Origin of the sequence: Lysobacter sp. CA196, from assembly GCF_052078695.1 — a bacterium.
Taxonomy (GTDB): domain Bacteria; phylum Pseudomonadota; class Gammaproteobacteria; order Xanthomonadales; family Xanthomonadaceae; genus Lysobacter.
In genome coordinates this window covers 1-13,536 of record NZ_JBQJIN010000035.1, presented here as the reverse complement: position 1 = coordinate 13,536, position 13,536 = coordinate 1, and the positions used below count along the sequence as shown (strand labels likewise).

The following is a 13,536-nucleotide window of genomic DNA, read 5'->3' as shown; positions in this document are numbered from 1 at the left end:
CGCGCTGCCTAGGCTGCACGGCGTGCTGCGACGGTCACGGCGGTCGCCGAATCTCGAATCTCGAACCCGAACTCACGCCCAACTCCTGGAGTGGTCATGCGCCTAGCCTTGTCGATCTCGCTGTTACTGGCCTTCGCCGCGCAAGGCGCCATCGCCGGCGAAACGCGCAAGCCCGAGTTCCTGCGCTCGCCCGATCCGGCCGCGGCCGAGCTGCCGTTCTCCGAAGCCGTGCGCAGCGGCGACCTGCTGTTCCTGTCGGGCCAGATCGGCACCGTGCCCGGCGGCAACAATGCGCTGGCGCAGGGCGGCATCGCCGCCGAGGCCGAGCAGACCTTGCGCAACATCCGCCAGGTGCTGGAACGCCACGGCGCCTCGATGAGCGACGTCGTCAAATGCACGGTGTTCCTGGCCGACGTCGCCGAATGGCCGGCCTTCAACGAGGTCTATCGCAAGCATTTCAGCGCGCCGTTCCCGGCCCGCAGCGCCTTGGCGGCCTCCGGGCTGGCCCTGGGCGCGAAGGTGGAAGTCGAATGCATCGCCCAGGCGCCGCCGCGCGAGCGCCGCTGATCGGTCGGGCGCGGCCGTAGGCGCCAGCCTCCGTCGCGTCCTGAACCGCCGCGCCCGGGCCGGCAATCGACAGCGTTTTGCCGCGGGGCCTACACTCCCCGCCTTGCCACGACCGAGCGCCCGCGCATGCAGACCCGCGCCTTTGCCCTGACCGCCCTCGCCTGCGCGCTCGCGCTGAGCGCCTGCAAGCCTGCGGCCGCGCCGGCCGCGCCGGCGCCTGCGGCCCCGGCCGATGCCAAGACCGCTCCCGCCGCTGCGCCGGCCGCGTCCAGCGCCGACGACAACCTCAACGCGGTGCTGTGGATGCAGCGTTCGGTCGAGTATCGCGCGGCGACCGAGACGGTCTACCGCGCCGCCGCCGACAAGCTCGACACCGCGCTCAAGCAGCCCAACTGGGACGCGTTGGTGCCCGACGAGCGCGGCAATCCGGTCAAAGGCCTGAAGCCGGCCGTGGTCATGGACGTCGACGAGACCGTACTCGACAACTCGCCGTATCAGGCGCGCCTGGTCCGCGACGGCAAGGAATACGACGAGGTCACCTGGGACGCCTGGGTCGCCGAAAAGAAGGCCAAGCCGCTGCCGGGCGTGGTCGATTTCGCCAAGGCCGCGCAGGCCAAGGGCATCACGATCCTGTATCTGTCCAACCGCGCCGTGCACTTGAAGGAGGCCACTTTGGCCAACCTGCGCAGCGCCGGCCTGCCGGTCGCCGACGACCAGGTCTTCCTCGGCCTGGGCACGGTGGTCGAAGGCTGCGAACAGAACGGCAGCGAGAAGAACTGCCGCCGCCTGCTGGCCGGGCGTCAGTATCGCGTGCTGATGCAGTTCGGCGATCAGCTCGGCGACTTCGTCCAGGTCGTCGCCAACACGCCGGACGGCCGCGACGCCTTGCTGCAGCAGTACCACGACTGGTTCGGCGAGCGCTGGTGGATGCTGCCGAACCCGAGCTACGGCTCGTGGGAGGCGATGACCTTCAACAACGACTTCAGCCAGCCGCGCGAAACCCGCCGCCAGGCCAAGCGCGCCGCGCTCGATCTGGCGCCATGACCGTAGTCTCAGGCATGCTGGCGATTATCGGCTTATAAAAATCAGTAAGTTACATCGCAATACTTCAGGTGTTGCATTAACTTTGGCGCGGCGTTAGGCTGCGCCCATCCCGGTGCCAGCCGGGGCCATGCCACAACTCGTAATCTTCCGGCGCAAGCCGGTTTGAAGGAGGCCTCGCGCCTCCTTTTTCTTTTTTCGTTTGCGCATCCAGCGGCCAGGCATCCTGCATCGCGCGCAGCGCGATCAGTACGTCACCGTCACCGTGATGGTGTCGCTGTAGCTGCCGATGCTCGGCGCTTGCGCGCCGACGCGGCCGTAGACCGGCAGCGATTGCGACGTGCCGGTACCGGTGCCGGTCAAGGTGTCGCTGCCGAGGGTGTTGCCCCAGCGCAGCGTGCGCGGGCTGTTGCGATACAACTCGTAGACGACGAACTGGCCGGCGCCGTTGCGCATGCGCCGGGTCGTGCCGCTGGCGTAGAGGCCGTTGTTGAGGCCGATCTGCCAGGCAGTGCGGCCGCTGCAGACCAGGCCGATCGAGGTGGTCTGGTCGACGTTCGAGGTGATCGGCCCAGGCACGTTGCCGAAGGCCATATTGGGCACGGGCTTGGGCGTGAGCGTGCAGCTATCCGGCACCGAGCCGTTGACGGTAAAGGGGAATTGGCTGGAGGTGCCGGCGCTGCCGCCGGAGATGCACGAGGCCGGCATCGGCGGGGTGCCGAGCAACTGTTCGTCATAGCGGAACTCGATCAAGGTGTCGGCGGCCGCAGTGAAACGATTGACGTAGGTGCCGGCGTTGAGCCCGGTCTGCGCCGGGATGCGTCCGTACAGAGTGATGTTCTGTGTTGCGCCGCCGCCGAGCACCGGCACGGCGTAGGTGAGTTGCAGCAGCGCCGGGTTGGGCACGGTGGCGTTGCCGCGCGAGCCCCAGATCGCCGTGCGTGCGGCGTCGGTGTAGAGCTGCATGTTCATCGGGTCGCTGAAGGTGTTGATCATGCGACGCGGATTGAGCGTGCCGCCGCCGTCGGTGCCGCTGCGGATGCTCATGCACATGTTGACCCTGGCGTTGGCGAGCAGGGACAGGCCGAAGGTATTGCAGGTGATGGTGAGCGTTGCGGTGGCATCGGTGACGCCGCCGCTGGTCGCCGCGAACGTCATATTGGTCATGCTGCCGGTGCAGGTGGTCGCCGCCGATGCGGGCCGCGCGAACAGCGGCAGCATCAACAGCAGGCACAGCGCCGCTGCGTGCAGGCGATTCATGGCGACACCTCGGTCTGGCAGATCAGGGGGCCGATGCGCGGCACGCCACCGCCAGCGGGATATTCGAAGCGCACGCTGCAGGGGCCCTCGGCGGTGTCGACGCGCACGCTGTTGATGTCGTGCAGGTTGTCGAGATAAGTCTCGCCGTCGTAGCCGACGACGGCGGTCGCGCTCGAATCCGAGTCCGAATCCGAACTCGAACTCGAACTCGAATCCAGATGCACCCGGCTGCCGACCGGCAGGGCCTGGCCGCGGGCGTCGTGCAGCACCAACACCGCGGCGCGCACTTGTTCGATGCCGAAGCGCACCAGCGTGCCGGAGCGGTCCTGCGGCGTGGCCTGCACTTCGACCCGGTCCAGGCGCAAGTCGGCCGGCAGTTCCATCGGGTCGATGGCGATGCGATTGCGTTGCCAGGCATTGAGCGGCGTGACCAGCAGCATGCCGTCGCGGTCGGTGCGGCCGATCGGGCGGTTTTCGAGCAGCACCGGCACGTCGGCGCGACCGTCGGTGGAGACCACCGCGAACGCATCGCTGACGTTGCGCGCGGCGAAGACGTGGCCGCCCATCCACACCAGCGAGCCGCTCGCGCTGGCATAGCCGTAGTCGACGTCGCCCTGGCGCGCGAAGCCGAGGCTGTAGCGTCCGAACCCGGTCAGCCAGCCGGCTTCGGCCAGGCCGCCTTCTTCGCCGTCGCCGCCGCGCGCTTGCAGACGCCAGCCAAAGCCGCCGTCGCCGGGCAGCGGCCGGCTCAGGTCGAGCACGGCCTGGTCGCGGCCGCGATTGCGTTGCAGCGACGCGCTGAGTTGCAGGCTGCGATCGAAGTTCATCGAGAAGCCGAGGTAGACGTTGCGGTCCTCGGCGCGGTCCAGGTTCTGGTTGTACGACAGGCTGAAGGTCGCGCCGCTCCTGAAATTGCGCGACCAGGTCGCGCTGCCGTAGCGGGCCGGGGTTTCGTCGCGATAGACCAGGCGCACGTAGCTCAGGCCCAGGCTGCCGAGGCGGGTGTCGTTCCAGCTCGCCACCGCGCGTTCGCTGATCCGCGCCGGGGCTTGGCCATAACGCGAGGCCACGTCGCGGTACTCGCCATGCGTGCGTTGGGTGTCGGCGGCGATGTTGAAGCGGCCGTTGCTCCAGTTGTAGGCGGCGGCGTACAGCCAGCCGGAGTCGCTGCGGTCCTGGCCATGCGCGAGCGAGGCGCTGAACACGCCGGCGCCGCCGAGCAACCAGATCGCGCCGAGTCCGCCGTTGACCACGCTGTCGCCGCCTTCGGCATGCGCCTCGACGGTGAACGCATCGCTGACGCCGTAACGCAGGTCGGCGCTGGCCAGCGGTTCGCTGCCATAGGCGAACGAACGCAACGCATAGTCCTCGCGCACCAGGCCCAGGCTCAGCGACCAATCCGACAAGCCCTTGGCGAGCAGTTGTTGCGCGGCATAGAACGGGAAGTCGAGTTGGCGGGTGCGGCCGAACGCATCGGTGACGACCAGCTGCGCGTTACCGGCGCCGGTGATGCCCGGAATGGTCGCGAGCTGGAACGGCCCCGGCGGCAGTTCGCCGCTGTATTGGCGGATGCCGTTGACGTACAGGTCGACCGCCGAGGGCACCGCGACTTCGCCGAGAAACGTCGGCAGCGGGGTGGTGATGCGGTACGGTTGCAGGCCGAAGTCGCGGCCGATGCGCACGCCGCCCAGGCGCAGCGGCCGGGTCCAGTCGAGCTGGCCGCTGATCACGTCGCCGACGCTGACGCTGAGCATCGAGGCCGGCGAGGACCAGCGCCAGCTGCTGTCCAGGCGTACCGAATCGGTCCGCCGCGCCTCGTCCTCGCTGCGATGGCTGCGGGTGACCGCGGTCTGGCTGAAGACGCCGCGGCCCACGCCGAACACGCGCAGTTCGGCGAGGGCGCTGGTGCTGTCGCCGTGGTCGTCGCGGCTGCTGTAGAGGTCGTAGTTGAACAACAGGCCCGGCGACGCGCTTGCGGTGGGGATGTCGGTGCCCGGCGCGTTGAGGCGCGTGGTCGCCAACGACAGCAGCGACAGCGGCGCATCGATGGCCACGCGTTGCAGCGCGGCGTCGTAGCGCACGGCGACGCCGGGCAGGCTGTCGGGCGCCAGCGATTCGGCCTCGCCGTGCCCTTCGAGAACGAAGCCGATCTGGCGCAGGGTGGCGACGCTGGCGAACAAACGGCCCTCGCGCAGCTCGAACGGCTGCGGCGTGCCGTAGGCGGTCTGGTTGAGGCTGACTTCGAGATAGAGCTGCAGCGGCGCGGTCGCTGCGTTGCTCTCGCCGGCGCGGGCCAGGATCAACGGCGGCAGTTCCGCCGCATGGCTCGCAGGCGATGCCAGGAGCAGGCCGGCGGACATGGCTTCAGCGAGCCGGCGAGTCCAGCGCCAGCGTCCGCTCGGTCGATTCGCCATTGATCCTCGCCTTGAACGTACCCGGACCGCGTAACAACTCGGCCGGCGCCGCCAGCGCCCAACGCATGCGTTGGCCGGCCAGGGCGTAACCGAACAGGCCCGACCCGATCGCATGGCGGACTCCCTGCGCATCGACGAATACCAGATCGGCCAGCTGCGCATGCTGGCCGCCGCGGTTGTGCACGCTCAGGCGCGCTTGTTCGCCTTCGAAGCTCAGTTGCGCGCGCAGCTCGGGTGCGAGGGCCGCGTCCCCCGTTGGCGCGAGGAACACCGGCACCGAATAGCGCAGTACGAATTGCAGGCCGGCCGGGCGGTCCTGATCGCCGGGCGGCAGTTCGTCGACGATCAGCCGATAGCTTTCCTCGACCGCAGGCGGCGCGCCGAGCCGGATCACCCGCACCAACTGGCGCGCCCCGGGCGCGAGTTCCAGCATCGGCGGGCTGATCGCCAGCGCACGCGTGGCTTCGAAGCGTTCTTCGTCGTTTTCCTGGACCCAGCGGAACACCCGCACCTGCGCCTGCAGCGGCTTGCTGCCGGTGTTGCTGAGCCACAGGCCGTCGGCGCGCTGTTTGACCTGCAGGGTCAGGATGGTGGGCGTGACCTGCAGCCCGGCCGCGACGACCGGTGCCCCAGCCAGCGCACCGCATAGCGCCGCAGTGGCGAGGGCGGCACGGACGGCATGCGGGAGCCGGCGGCCGCTCATCGTCCGGTCCCGGTCAGTAGGTCACCGTGGCGGTCACCACGTCATTGTAAGTAGCAGCGGGAAAGTTGGCGCTGGGGGTCCTCCCGTACACCGGCAGGTTCTGCGCCGCGCCGGTGCCGCTGCCGGCGAGGACGTTGCCGCCGCCGCCGGTGGTGCTGCCCCAGACGTCGCCGGCGCCGCGCGCGGCGGCGCGATACAGCTGATAGGGCACTTCGTTGGTGCCGTCGCTCATCGCCCGGCTGTTGACGTCGGCGCCGTTCTGGCCGTTGTCGAGCGCGATCGTATAGGCCGTCCCCGGCGTGCAGTTCACGGTCAGCTGGCCTTGCTGGTCGACGTTGGTCGCGGTCGAAGCGACCGTGCCGAAATTGACGTCGGTGGCGGCGACGGTGTGGATATCGCAGCTGCTGGTGATGGTGATGGTGACGTCGAACTGGGTGGTGTCGTTGGCGGCGTAGGCCGGCGCGATGCCGGCTACGAGGAAGGCTGCGAGCAGACGGGTCGGGGAAAGACGCATGAATCGGTGCTCCTGCGCTAATCGCGCTCTGACGGCCCGGCGTTTTTGCCGGATCTGCCTGTTAAGAACGCATAAAACATGCCATTCAGGGCACAGTAGTCGGACATAAACGGACATAGGGTGATGGTGGTCACGTGCTACCGGCTAAGGCCTATTCAGATCTATTTTTGTGATGTAAATCACAGTTTTATCGTCGCGCCGAAAATGAGCGTTAGTCGACGTAATGCGTCAAGTAGTGTGCTTTCTTGGCGGTGCTGGGGTGGACGGCTTGTGTCGGCCGGGGTGCGCCGCCAAGATGCCCGTCCGCGACTGGGGAGCCGCACCCGATGTCCATCGTCCGACGCGCCTGCACCGCGCTGCTGTCGACCGCTGTCCTGTTGGCGGCGGTTGGCTGTGAGCGCGCAACGCCGCCGGCCGATCCGGTCCCGACCCTGCCGGCCCAGGCCGTGACCCAATTGGTCGCCGACCTGCGCCGCAACGATCTGGCCGCCTACGCCCGCCACGCGGTGACGCCGGAGCTGCATGCCCGGCTCGAGACCGCGTGGCGCGAAGGCCGTACGGTCTGGCCGCTGACCGAACTGCCGCTCGACGACCGTTTCCCGAGCTTCATTGCCGCGCTCGCCGCGCAGGATGCCGAACGCAGCCTGGTCGCGACCTACCGGCGCCAGTTCGCCGGCGCCGACACCGAGCTGCATTCGGCGGCCAAGACCATGGGCCTGTTCGCGATCCAGTACGTGCGCAGCGAAGCCGGCTACAGCGACACCGAGCGCGACCACCACGCCCAGTTGATCGCGGCACTCAGCGCCTGGGCGCAGGGCGCGCCGCTGGGCGACTCGGCGCGGGCACGGGTGGCGATTCCGCAACTGGTGTCGGCCGCACGCGCGACCGGACTGGCGGCGCCGGACGCCTTCGCCCGCACCGGAATGGACCGCAGCCTGCGCCGCCTCGGGCCGTTCGTCGAACGGCTCAAGCAGGTCGTGAACGGCTACGGCCTCGACCTCGATGCCGCCCTCGCCAGCGTGCAGACCCGTCTGGCCGAGCAGACCGGCGACAGCGCGCGAGTGCGGGTGCGTTACGAACTCGCCGGCGAAGCGGTCGATGCCTACGTGCTGGTCGAGCGCCGCGACGGCCGCTGGTACCTCAGCGACGTGCTGCGCCATGCCGAGGCCGAAGCGCAGGCGCCGCCGAAGCCGGCCCGCCCGGCGCCGGCCGAGTCGAAGGCCAAGCAGCCCGCGGCGAGCGCTCCGGCCAAGCCTGCGTCGCCACGCTGAGCCCCATCCCGCCTGGGTTTCGCCGCAGTTGGCGAGGCCGGCGGAGCGGTTCGCGCGGACCGTTTCAGGTGGCCCAATGGGTCAGGCGCGCGCCGAAGCCGAATAGGCATAATGACCGGGATGCCGAAACAAACGCCCCTGCCTTTCCCCGATGCCGCTTCGGCCGACTCCGCACGCACGCCGGTCGATGCTTCGGACCCGGCCGTTACGGTCGACCCGGCCGCCGAGCCGGCGCCGGCCGATGCCGAGCTCAACGCCGTGCCGCACGACCGATCCGGCGAGACCGCCGATGACGCGGTCGAGCCGCCGGCGTCCGCCGCCGAACCTGCCATTGAGCCGGCCGCCGAGGCGGTCGTCGAAGCCGAACTTTTGTCCGCACCTGTGTCCGAATCCGTAATCGAGCCTGTGACCGAATCCGCCGCCGACCGCGAGCCCGAAGCCCAAGCCGCAACCGTGCCTGCCTCCGCGCCCGTCGCTGTCGCCCCGGCCGCCGAACCCGAGCCCGAACCCGATCAGCCCGAACTGCCGATCGCGGTGCCGCCGGTGGCCACCGAGTCGCGCGAGCGTACCCAGCCGGCGCACCGCCCGTGGTGGGCGCGGCTGCTCGGCAAGATCATGGCGCCGTGGGTATCGCTGACGATCGAGCCGAAGGCGCCGTCCGAACACATCGCCGAGGAGTGGCACGGTCGCCCGGTCTGCTACGTACTCGAAGACTACGGCCTGTCGAATGCGCTGATTCTCGAGCGCGCCTGCCGCGAGAGCGGCCTGCCGTCCCCGCTGCAACCCCTGCCGGGCGACCCACTCGGCCGCAAGCGCGCCTACGTCGCGCTGTCGCGGCGCCATGCCGGCACCCTGGCGCCGTCCGGTCCGCCCTCGGCCAAGACCCATTCCGGTTCGCTCGCGCGTCTGCTCGATGCGCACCGCAACGACCCCGCGCTCGACGTGCAACTGGTGCCGGTGTCGATCTTCGTCGGCCGCGCGCCGGACCGCAGCAGCGGCTGGTTCTCGGTGCTGTTCTCGGAAAACTGGACCCTGGTCGGCCGCTTCCGTCGCTTGCTCGCGATCGCCCTCAACGGCCGCCACACCACGGTGCGGTTCTCGCCGCCGGTGTCGCTGCGCGGCATCGTCGACGAAGGCCTGCCGTCCGAACGCACCGTGCGCAAGCTTTCGCGCGTGCTGCGCACCCACTTCCGCCGCATCCGCGCGGCGGTGATCGGCCCCGACCTGTCGACCCGGCGCATGCTGATCGACCGCGTGCTCGCATCCGAGCCGGTCAAGGACGCGATCGCCGACCAGGCCCGCCGCGATAGCAGCGACAGTACCGAAGCGTGGAAGAAAGCCCACGCCATGGCCTACGAGATCGCCGCCGACTACTCGCATCCGGTGGTGCGTTCGCTGAGCTTCATCCTCACCCCGGTGTGGAACCGCATCTACCGCGGCGTGCTGGTGCATCACCTCGACCAGCTCAAGCAGGACGCGCCCGGCCACGAAGTCGTCTACGTGCCCTGCCATCGCAGCCACATGGACTATCTGCTGCTGAGCTACCTGCTCTACACCAAGGGCATCGTGCCGCCGCACATCGTCGCCGGCATCAACCTCAACCTGCCGGTGGTCGGCACCATCCTGCGCAAGGGCGGCGCGTTCTTCATCCGCCGCAGCATCCGCGGCAGCGCCCTGTATTCGGCGATCCTCAGCGAATACGTCGCGCAGCTGGTGTCGGGCGGCTATTCGATCGAGTACTTCATCGAAGGCGGGCGCTCGCGCACCGGCCGTCTGCTGCCGCCGAAGGGCGGCATGATCGTGATGACCGTGCGCGGCTTCCTGCGCCAGCCGACCCGCCCGGTGCTGTTCCAGCCGATCTACGTCGGTTACGAAAAGCTCATGGAAGGCAACAGCTACCTCGACGAGCTGTCCGGCAAGCCGAAGGAAAAAGAATCGATCTGGCAGCTGCTGTGGGGCATCCCCAAAGTGCTGCGTTCGAACTACGGCCAGGTGGTGGTGAACTTCGGCGAGCCGATCCGGCTCAACGACATGCTCGCCCAGCACGCGCCCGAGTGGGACGGCCGTCCGCTCGAAGAAGAAGACAAGCCGAGCTGGCTGTCGGCGACGGTCGATGCGGTCGCCGAACAGATCCAGGTCAACGTCAACCGCGCCGCCGACGTCAACCCGATCAACCTGCTCGCTCTGGCCCTGTTGTCCACGCCCAAGCACGCGATGGGCGAGGCCGACCTGCTCGCGCAGATCGCCTTGTCCAAGACCTTGCTGGCCGAGCTGCCGTATTCCGACCGCGTCACCGTCACCCCGCACACGCCGCAGGAAATCGTCGCCCACGGCGAAGAAATCAACGTGCTCGAACGCATCGCCCACCCGCTCGGCGACGTGCTCGGCGTCGACGGCGACGACAAGGCGGTGCTGCTGAGTTACTTCCGCAACAACGTCCTGCACCTGTTCACCGCGGCCTCGTGGATCGCCTGCTGCTTCCAGCACAACCGCCGCATGAGCCTGGCCGGCGTGCTGCGCCTGGGCCGCAGCGTGTACCCGTTCCTGCAGGCCGAGCTGTTCCTGCCGTGGAGCGAGGACGAATTCGCCGAGCGCCTGGTGCGCACGGTCGATGTGTTCGTGCGCTCCGGCCTGCTTGAGCGGGTCAGCGACGACGATGGCGGCATCCTCGCCCGCAACGCCGGCCAGACCGACGAAGTGTTCCGCCTGCGCGCGATCGGCCACTCCCTGCAGCAGGCCTTCGAGCGCTACTACATCGCCATCTCGGTGCTGGTGAAGAACGGCCCCGGTACGATGTCGGCCGGCGAACTCGAAAGCCTGTGCCAGCTCGCCGCTCAGCGCCTGTCGCTGCTGTACGCGCCGGCCGCGCCCGAGTTTTTCGACAAGACCCTGTTCCGCGGTTTCATCCAGAAACTGCGCGAACTGCGCCTGGTCTGGCCCGACAGCGAGGGCAAGCTCGCCTTCGACCAGCGCCTGGACGCCTGGGCGAAAGACGCCAAGGTCATTCTCGGCCGCGAGTTGCGGCATACCATCGAGAAGATCAGTCCGGAGATGGCGGCGAAGCCGGCGGCGAAGGACGCGGCGAGCGCCTGAGTTCGCGGCGCAAGCGTGTCCCTGTCGGTCTCGTTCCCCCTGTAGGAGCGGCGTGAGCCGCGACCGAGTATGTTCCGCGACCGACGTTGGCTGCGATGCCATCGATGGTGATGCTTTCGTTGCTGTTGCTGTTGCTGTTGCTGTGCGCAGCTAAGCACTAGCGAAGGCCATAGAAGATCCGGAGGGCGGCCCGCAGGGATGCGGGCCGTTTTTCATCGGGACAAGGATGTCCCGTATGAAAAATCCCTGCGTCGGCATCGCTCGTGCGGGCTTGTGATTCAAAGAAAAGCAACTTCTTTGGTTAGCTTTCTTTTGTTGCTTTAGACAAAAGAAAGTAACCCGCCGCTTTAGTGGCGGAAGCTTTTGGCGTTTGATCTTGATCTTGATCTTGCTTGAGCGAGACGCCGCAAGATTGTCACGACGTGGTCGCGGCTTGCGCCGTTCCTACCATTGCGACACGCCGATGCGGCAGCTCCAGGGTAGGAGCGACGCAAGTCGCGACCGCGGGACGCGTAGAGGTAACGAGGCCGTCATCATTTGCCGAAGCGGCGTCTTTTCGCCGGGGTAGGAGCGGCGCAAGCCGCGACCACGCCCTGTCGGCCTCCGGCGTTTCGATCAAGCAAGAGCAGAGCTTCCGTCCGCTGACGCGGCCGGGTTACTTTCTTTTGCTGGCCCAAAAGTCCCACAGGGAGTTCCTTCGGTCAAAGCTAACCAAAGAAAAGGCCTTCCTTGCAAGGGCACGAGCCCGCGCGTTCGAAGCCGACGCAGGGATGCTCCAGACAGGCCATCCATGGCCTGCTTGCGCACGGCCCGCATCCATGCGGGCCGCCCTACGGGTCTGCTTTTGACCGGCAAAGCAAAGCCACAAAGCGAAGCAGATCAAAATCTCGGCAACGGCAACGGCAACGGCAACGGCAACGGCAACGGCAACGGCAACGGCAACGGCAACGGCAACGGTGGATCGCCGGGTCCAATCGTCTTGGCCCCCGACCCGCGTCACTGCCAACCGTGACGTTGGACGGGTACCATCGCCGGGTTCCCGTCCGGCTGCCGTCGATGTCCACGTCCTCGTTGTCCACGCCGACGCTGTCGGTGCCTTCCGCGTCTTCCGCCGACTCCGGCGCCATCGACGTGCCCCCTGAGGGCGGTGCCTGGCGCGAGATCCCCGCGCTCGGCGCACGGCTGCTGTGGCGCCACTGGCCGGCGCTGACCTTCTGGTTCTTCGCCCAACGGGTCTGCTACGACCTGCTCATGGGGTTGGCGGTCAAGCTCGGCGAGCGCTCGGTGCTGTTGTCGTTCGCGGTGCTGTCGGTGCTGATCGTGACCCAGCTCGCCGGCACCATCCTGATGTTCCAGTCGCTGCGGCCGTCGTTGCCGATGCTGGCCGGCGGCGCGACCACGCCGGACACCGCGGCGGTGCGCAAGCAATGGATCACCGCGCTGGCCATCGCGATGCTGCCGTTCTTCGCTTATTACGCCGGTTGGGGCCTGCTCGAAGACCTGCGCCGCAACTTCCGCACCGCCTACATCTTCAGCGTCTGGGACAAGGAAAACCTCAACGAGGTGCTCAAGCTCAAGGGCTTGTGGATCGCGCTTGCGGTGGCCTGGGCGGTGCGCTGGTTCAGCAAGCGCCGCGCCGAAGCCACCGGGCATGCGCTGTGGAACGTGGTCGCGACCAGCTGCGAGGCCTACTGGGTGTTCGTCGGTGTCGCCGCGATCGCCCAGGTCGTCAACGGCCTGAAGGACTGGTGGCACGAGCGCGTGGCGTACGCCGCGGTGACCCAATGGTGGGACGACCCGATGTCGGCGTTCAAACTGCTGGCCCCGGCCAAGCGCGGGATCGTGCCGGTCTGGGACTATGTGAGCACCGCCGCTGGCGCGGTCGCGCTGCCGCTGATCTGGCTGGCGATCACCGCGATCATCTACGGCATCGACCTGCGCCGTGCGCAGCGCCTCGACGACGCCGACGAAACCCTCGGCAAGGTCAGCGCCCGCTTCAAGGCGATGCATTTCAGCCTGCGCATGCTCGCCGACAAGGCCAGCGCCGGTTGGACCAGCAAGGGCATTCCCGTGGTCAACAGCCTGCGCCTGGTCCTGCGCGCGGGCCTGCCGGCATTGCTGACCTTGTGCGTGTGCTGGCAGCTGCTGTCGTTCATCGATTCGTGGTCGTGGCGGTTGATGGAACACGTGGTCGGGCCGAAGGACCCGGAATGGCAGAACGTCATCGGCCAGCCCCTGGCGGTGTTCCTCAATACGCCGTTGTCGTTCCGTACGTCGTTGTTTACCGACGTCTTGCGGGTCGTGTTGTTGGCTGCGACGTTCGATCGCGCCATAGCGAGGCTTCCGCGCTCGGCTTGAGCCTCGGCCGTTGCCGATGTTGTTGCCATTGCCATTGCCGTTGACGTTGCTGTGCGGCGCAAGGCACTCGCGAAGGTAATAGGAGACCCGAAGGGCGGCCTGCATGGATGCAGGCCGTTTTTCATCGGGACAGGGATGTCCCGTATGTAGAGCCCTGCGCATGCATCGCTCGTGCGGGCCTGTGATTCAAAGAAAAGCAACTTCTTTGGTTAGGCGGTCTCTAAGCTTAAGTGCATCACCCACCGAAGGGTTCTGCACATGGGCCACCACTACACCCACCTGAGTCCCGAAGAGCGCGGCGCCATCATGGCCTGG

At 67.8% G+C, this 13,536-nt stretch carries 10 protein-coding genes; 6 read left to right on the top strand and 4 right to left on the bottom strand.

Translation table 11 applies throughout. The features are described 5' to 3' along the window. Nucleotides 1–96 precede the first annotated feature (96 nt). A complete protein-coding gene (locus ACTOWK_RS21150) occupies nt 97–567 on the top strand; it encodes a RidA family protein (RefSeq protein ID WP_441332063.1) in 471 nt (156 codons plus the stop codon). 126 nt (nt 568–693) lie between these two features. Beyond that, nucleotides 694–1,611: a 5'-nucleotidase, lipoprotein e(P4) family gene (locus tag ACTOWK_RS21145; protein WP_441332062.1), complete on the top strand. Its 918-nt coding sequence runs from the start codon at nt 694–696 to the stop codon at nt 1,609–1,611. Between the two features lie 243 nt (nt 1,612–1,854). Here the strand turns inward: ACTOWK_RS21145 and ACTOWK_RS21140 are convergent, their stop codons facing one another. The 4 genes from ACTOWK_RS21140 to ACTOWK_RS21125 are packed head-to-tail and all read right to left on the bottom strand — an operon-like array spanning nt 1,855 to nt 6,499. Next, nucleotides 1,855–2,868, bottom strand: coding sequence for a Csu type fimbrial protein (locus ACTOWK_RS21140; RefSeq protein WP_441332061.1), 1,014 nt, complete (start codon nt 2,866–2,868; stop codon nt 1,855–1,857). After that, complete coding sequence (locus tag ACTOWK_RS21135) at nt 2,865–5,228, bottom strand: fimbria/pilus outer membrane usher protein (protein WP_441332060.1); 2,364 nt, start codon at nt 5,226–5,228, stop codon at nt 2,865–2,867. The genes ACTOWK_RS21140 and ACTOWK_RS21135 overlap by 4 nt, the downstream gene beginning before the upstream one ends. 4 nt (nt 5,229–5,232) lie before the next feature. Then, a complete protein-coding gene (locus tag ACTOWK_RS21130; protein WP_441332059.1) occupies nt 5,233–5,985 on the bottom strand; it encodes a fimbrial biogenesis chaperone in 753 nt (250 codons plus the stop codon). A gap of 13 nt (nt 5,986–5,998) precedes the next feature. After that, on the bottom strand, nt 5,999–6,499 hold the full coding sequence (locus ACTOWK_RS21125; RefSeq protein ID WP_441332058.1) for a Csu type fimbrial protein: 501 nt from the start codon (nt 6,497–6,499) through the stop codon (nt 5,999–6,001). Between the two features lie 326 nt (nt 6,500–6,825). Between ACTOWK_RS21125 and ACTOWK_RS21120 the strand changes: the two genes are divergently transcribed. The 4 genes from ACTOWK_RS21120 to ACTOWK_RS21105 all read left to right on the top strand — a co-directional run bounded on the left by ACTOWK_RS21120 (nt 6,826) and on the right by ACTOWK_RS21105 (nt 13,221). Next, the gene (locus ACTOWK_RS21120) at nt 6,826–7,770 is read left to right on the top strand and encodes a hypothetical protein (protein WP_441332057.1); all 945 of its coding nucleotides are present in this window, start codon (nt 6,826–6,828) and stop codon (nt 7,768–7,770) included. A 111-nt stretch (nt 7,771–7,881) separates the two neighbouring features. Further along, on the top strand, nt 7,882–10,863 hold the full coding sequence (gene plsB, locus ACTOWK_RS21115) for a glycerol-3-phosphate 1-O-acyltransferase PlsB (RefSeq protein WP_441332056.1): 2,982 nt from the start codon (nt 7,882–7,884) through the stop codon (nt 10,861–10,863). Between the two features lie 790 nt (nt 10,864–11,653). Next, nucleotides 11,654–11,875, top strand: a complete 222-nt coding sequence (locus ACTOWK_RS21110) for a hypothetical protein (protein WP_441332055.1) — start codon at nt 11,654–11,656, stop codon at nt 11,873–11,875. A 44-nt stretch (nt 11,876–11,919) separates the two neighbouring features. Next, nucleotides 11,920–13,221: a hypothetical protein gene (locus ACTOWK_RS21105; RefSeq protein ID WP_441332054.1), complete on the top strand. Its 1,302-nt coding sequence runs from the start codon at nt 11,920–11,922 to the stop codon at nt 13,219–13,221. Nucleotides 13,222–13,536: the final 315 nt, after the last annotated feature.

Bases quoted from the DNA above. Each gene is read 5' to 3' on its own strand.
- ACTOWK_RS21110 (WP_441332055.1), top strand. From the start codon at position 11,654: ATGGCCTGCTTGCGCACGGCCCGCATCCATGCGGGCCGCCCTACGGGT.
- ACTOWK_RS21140 (WP_441332061.1), bottom strand. From the start codon at position 2,868: ATGAATCGCCTGCACGCAGCGGCGCTGTGCCTGCTGTTGATGCTGCCG.
- ACTOWK_RS21130 (WP_441332059.1), bottom strand. From the start codon at position 5,985: ATGAGCGGCCGCCGGCTCCCGCATGCCGTCCGTGCCGCCCTCGCCACT.
- ACTOWK_RS21125 (WP_441332058.1), bottom strand. From the start codon at position 6,499: ATGCGTCTTTCCCCGACCCGTCTGCTCGCAGCCTTCCTCGTAGCCGGC.
- ACTOWK_RS21135 (WP_441332060.1), bottom strand. From the start codon at position 5,228: ATGTCCGCCGGCCTGCTCCTGGCATCGCCTGCGAGCCATGCGGCGGAA.
- ACTOWK_RS21120 (WP_441332057.1), top strand. From the start codon at position 6,826: ATGTCCATCGTCCGACGCGCCTGCACCGCGCTGCTGTCGACCGCTGTC.
- ACTOWK_RS21145 (WP_441332062.1), top strand. From the start codon at position 694: ATGCAGACCCGCGCCTTTGCCCTGACCGCCCTCGCCTGCGCGCTCGCG.
- ACTOWK_RS21105 (WP_441332054.1), top strand. From the start codon at position 11,920: ATGTCCACGTCCTCGTTGTCCACGCCGACGCTGTCGGTGCCTTCCGCG.
- plsB (WP_441332056.1), top strand. From the start codon at position 7,882: ATGACCGGGATGCCGAAACAAACGCCCCTGCCTTTCCCCGATGCCGCT.
- ACTOWK_RS21150 (WP_441332063.1), top strand. From the start codon at position 97: ATGCGCCTAGCCTTGTCGATCTCGCTGTTACTGGCCTTCGCCGCGCAA.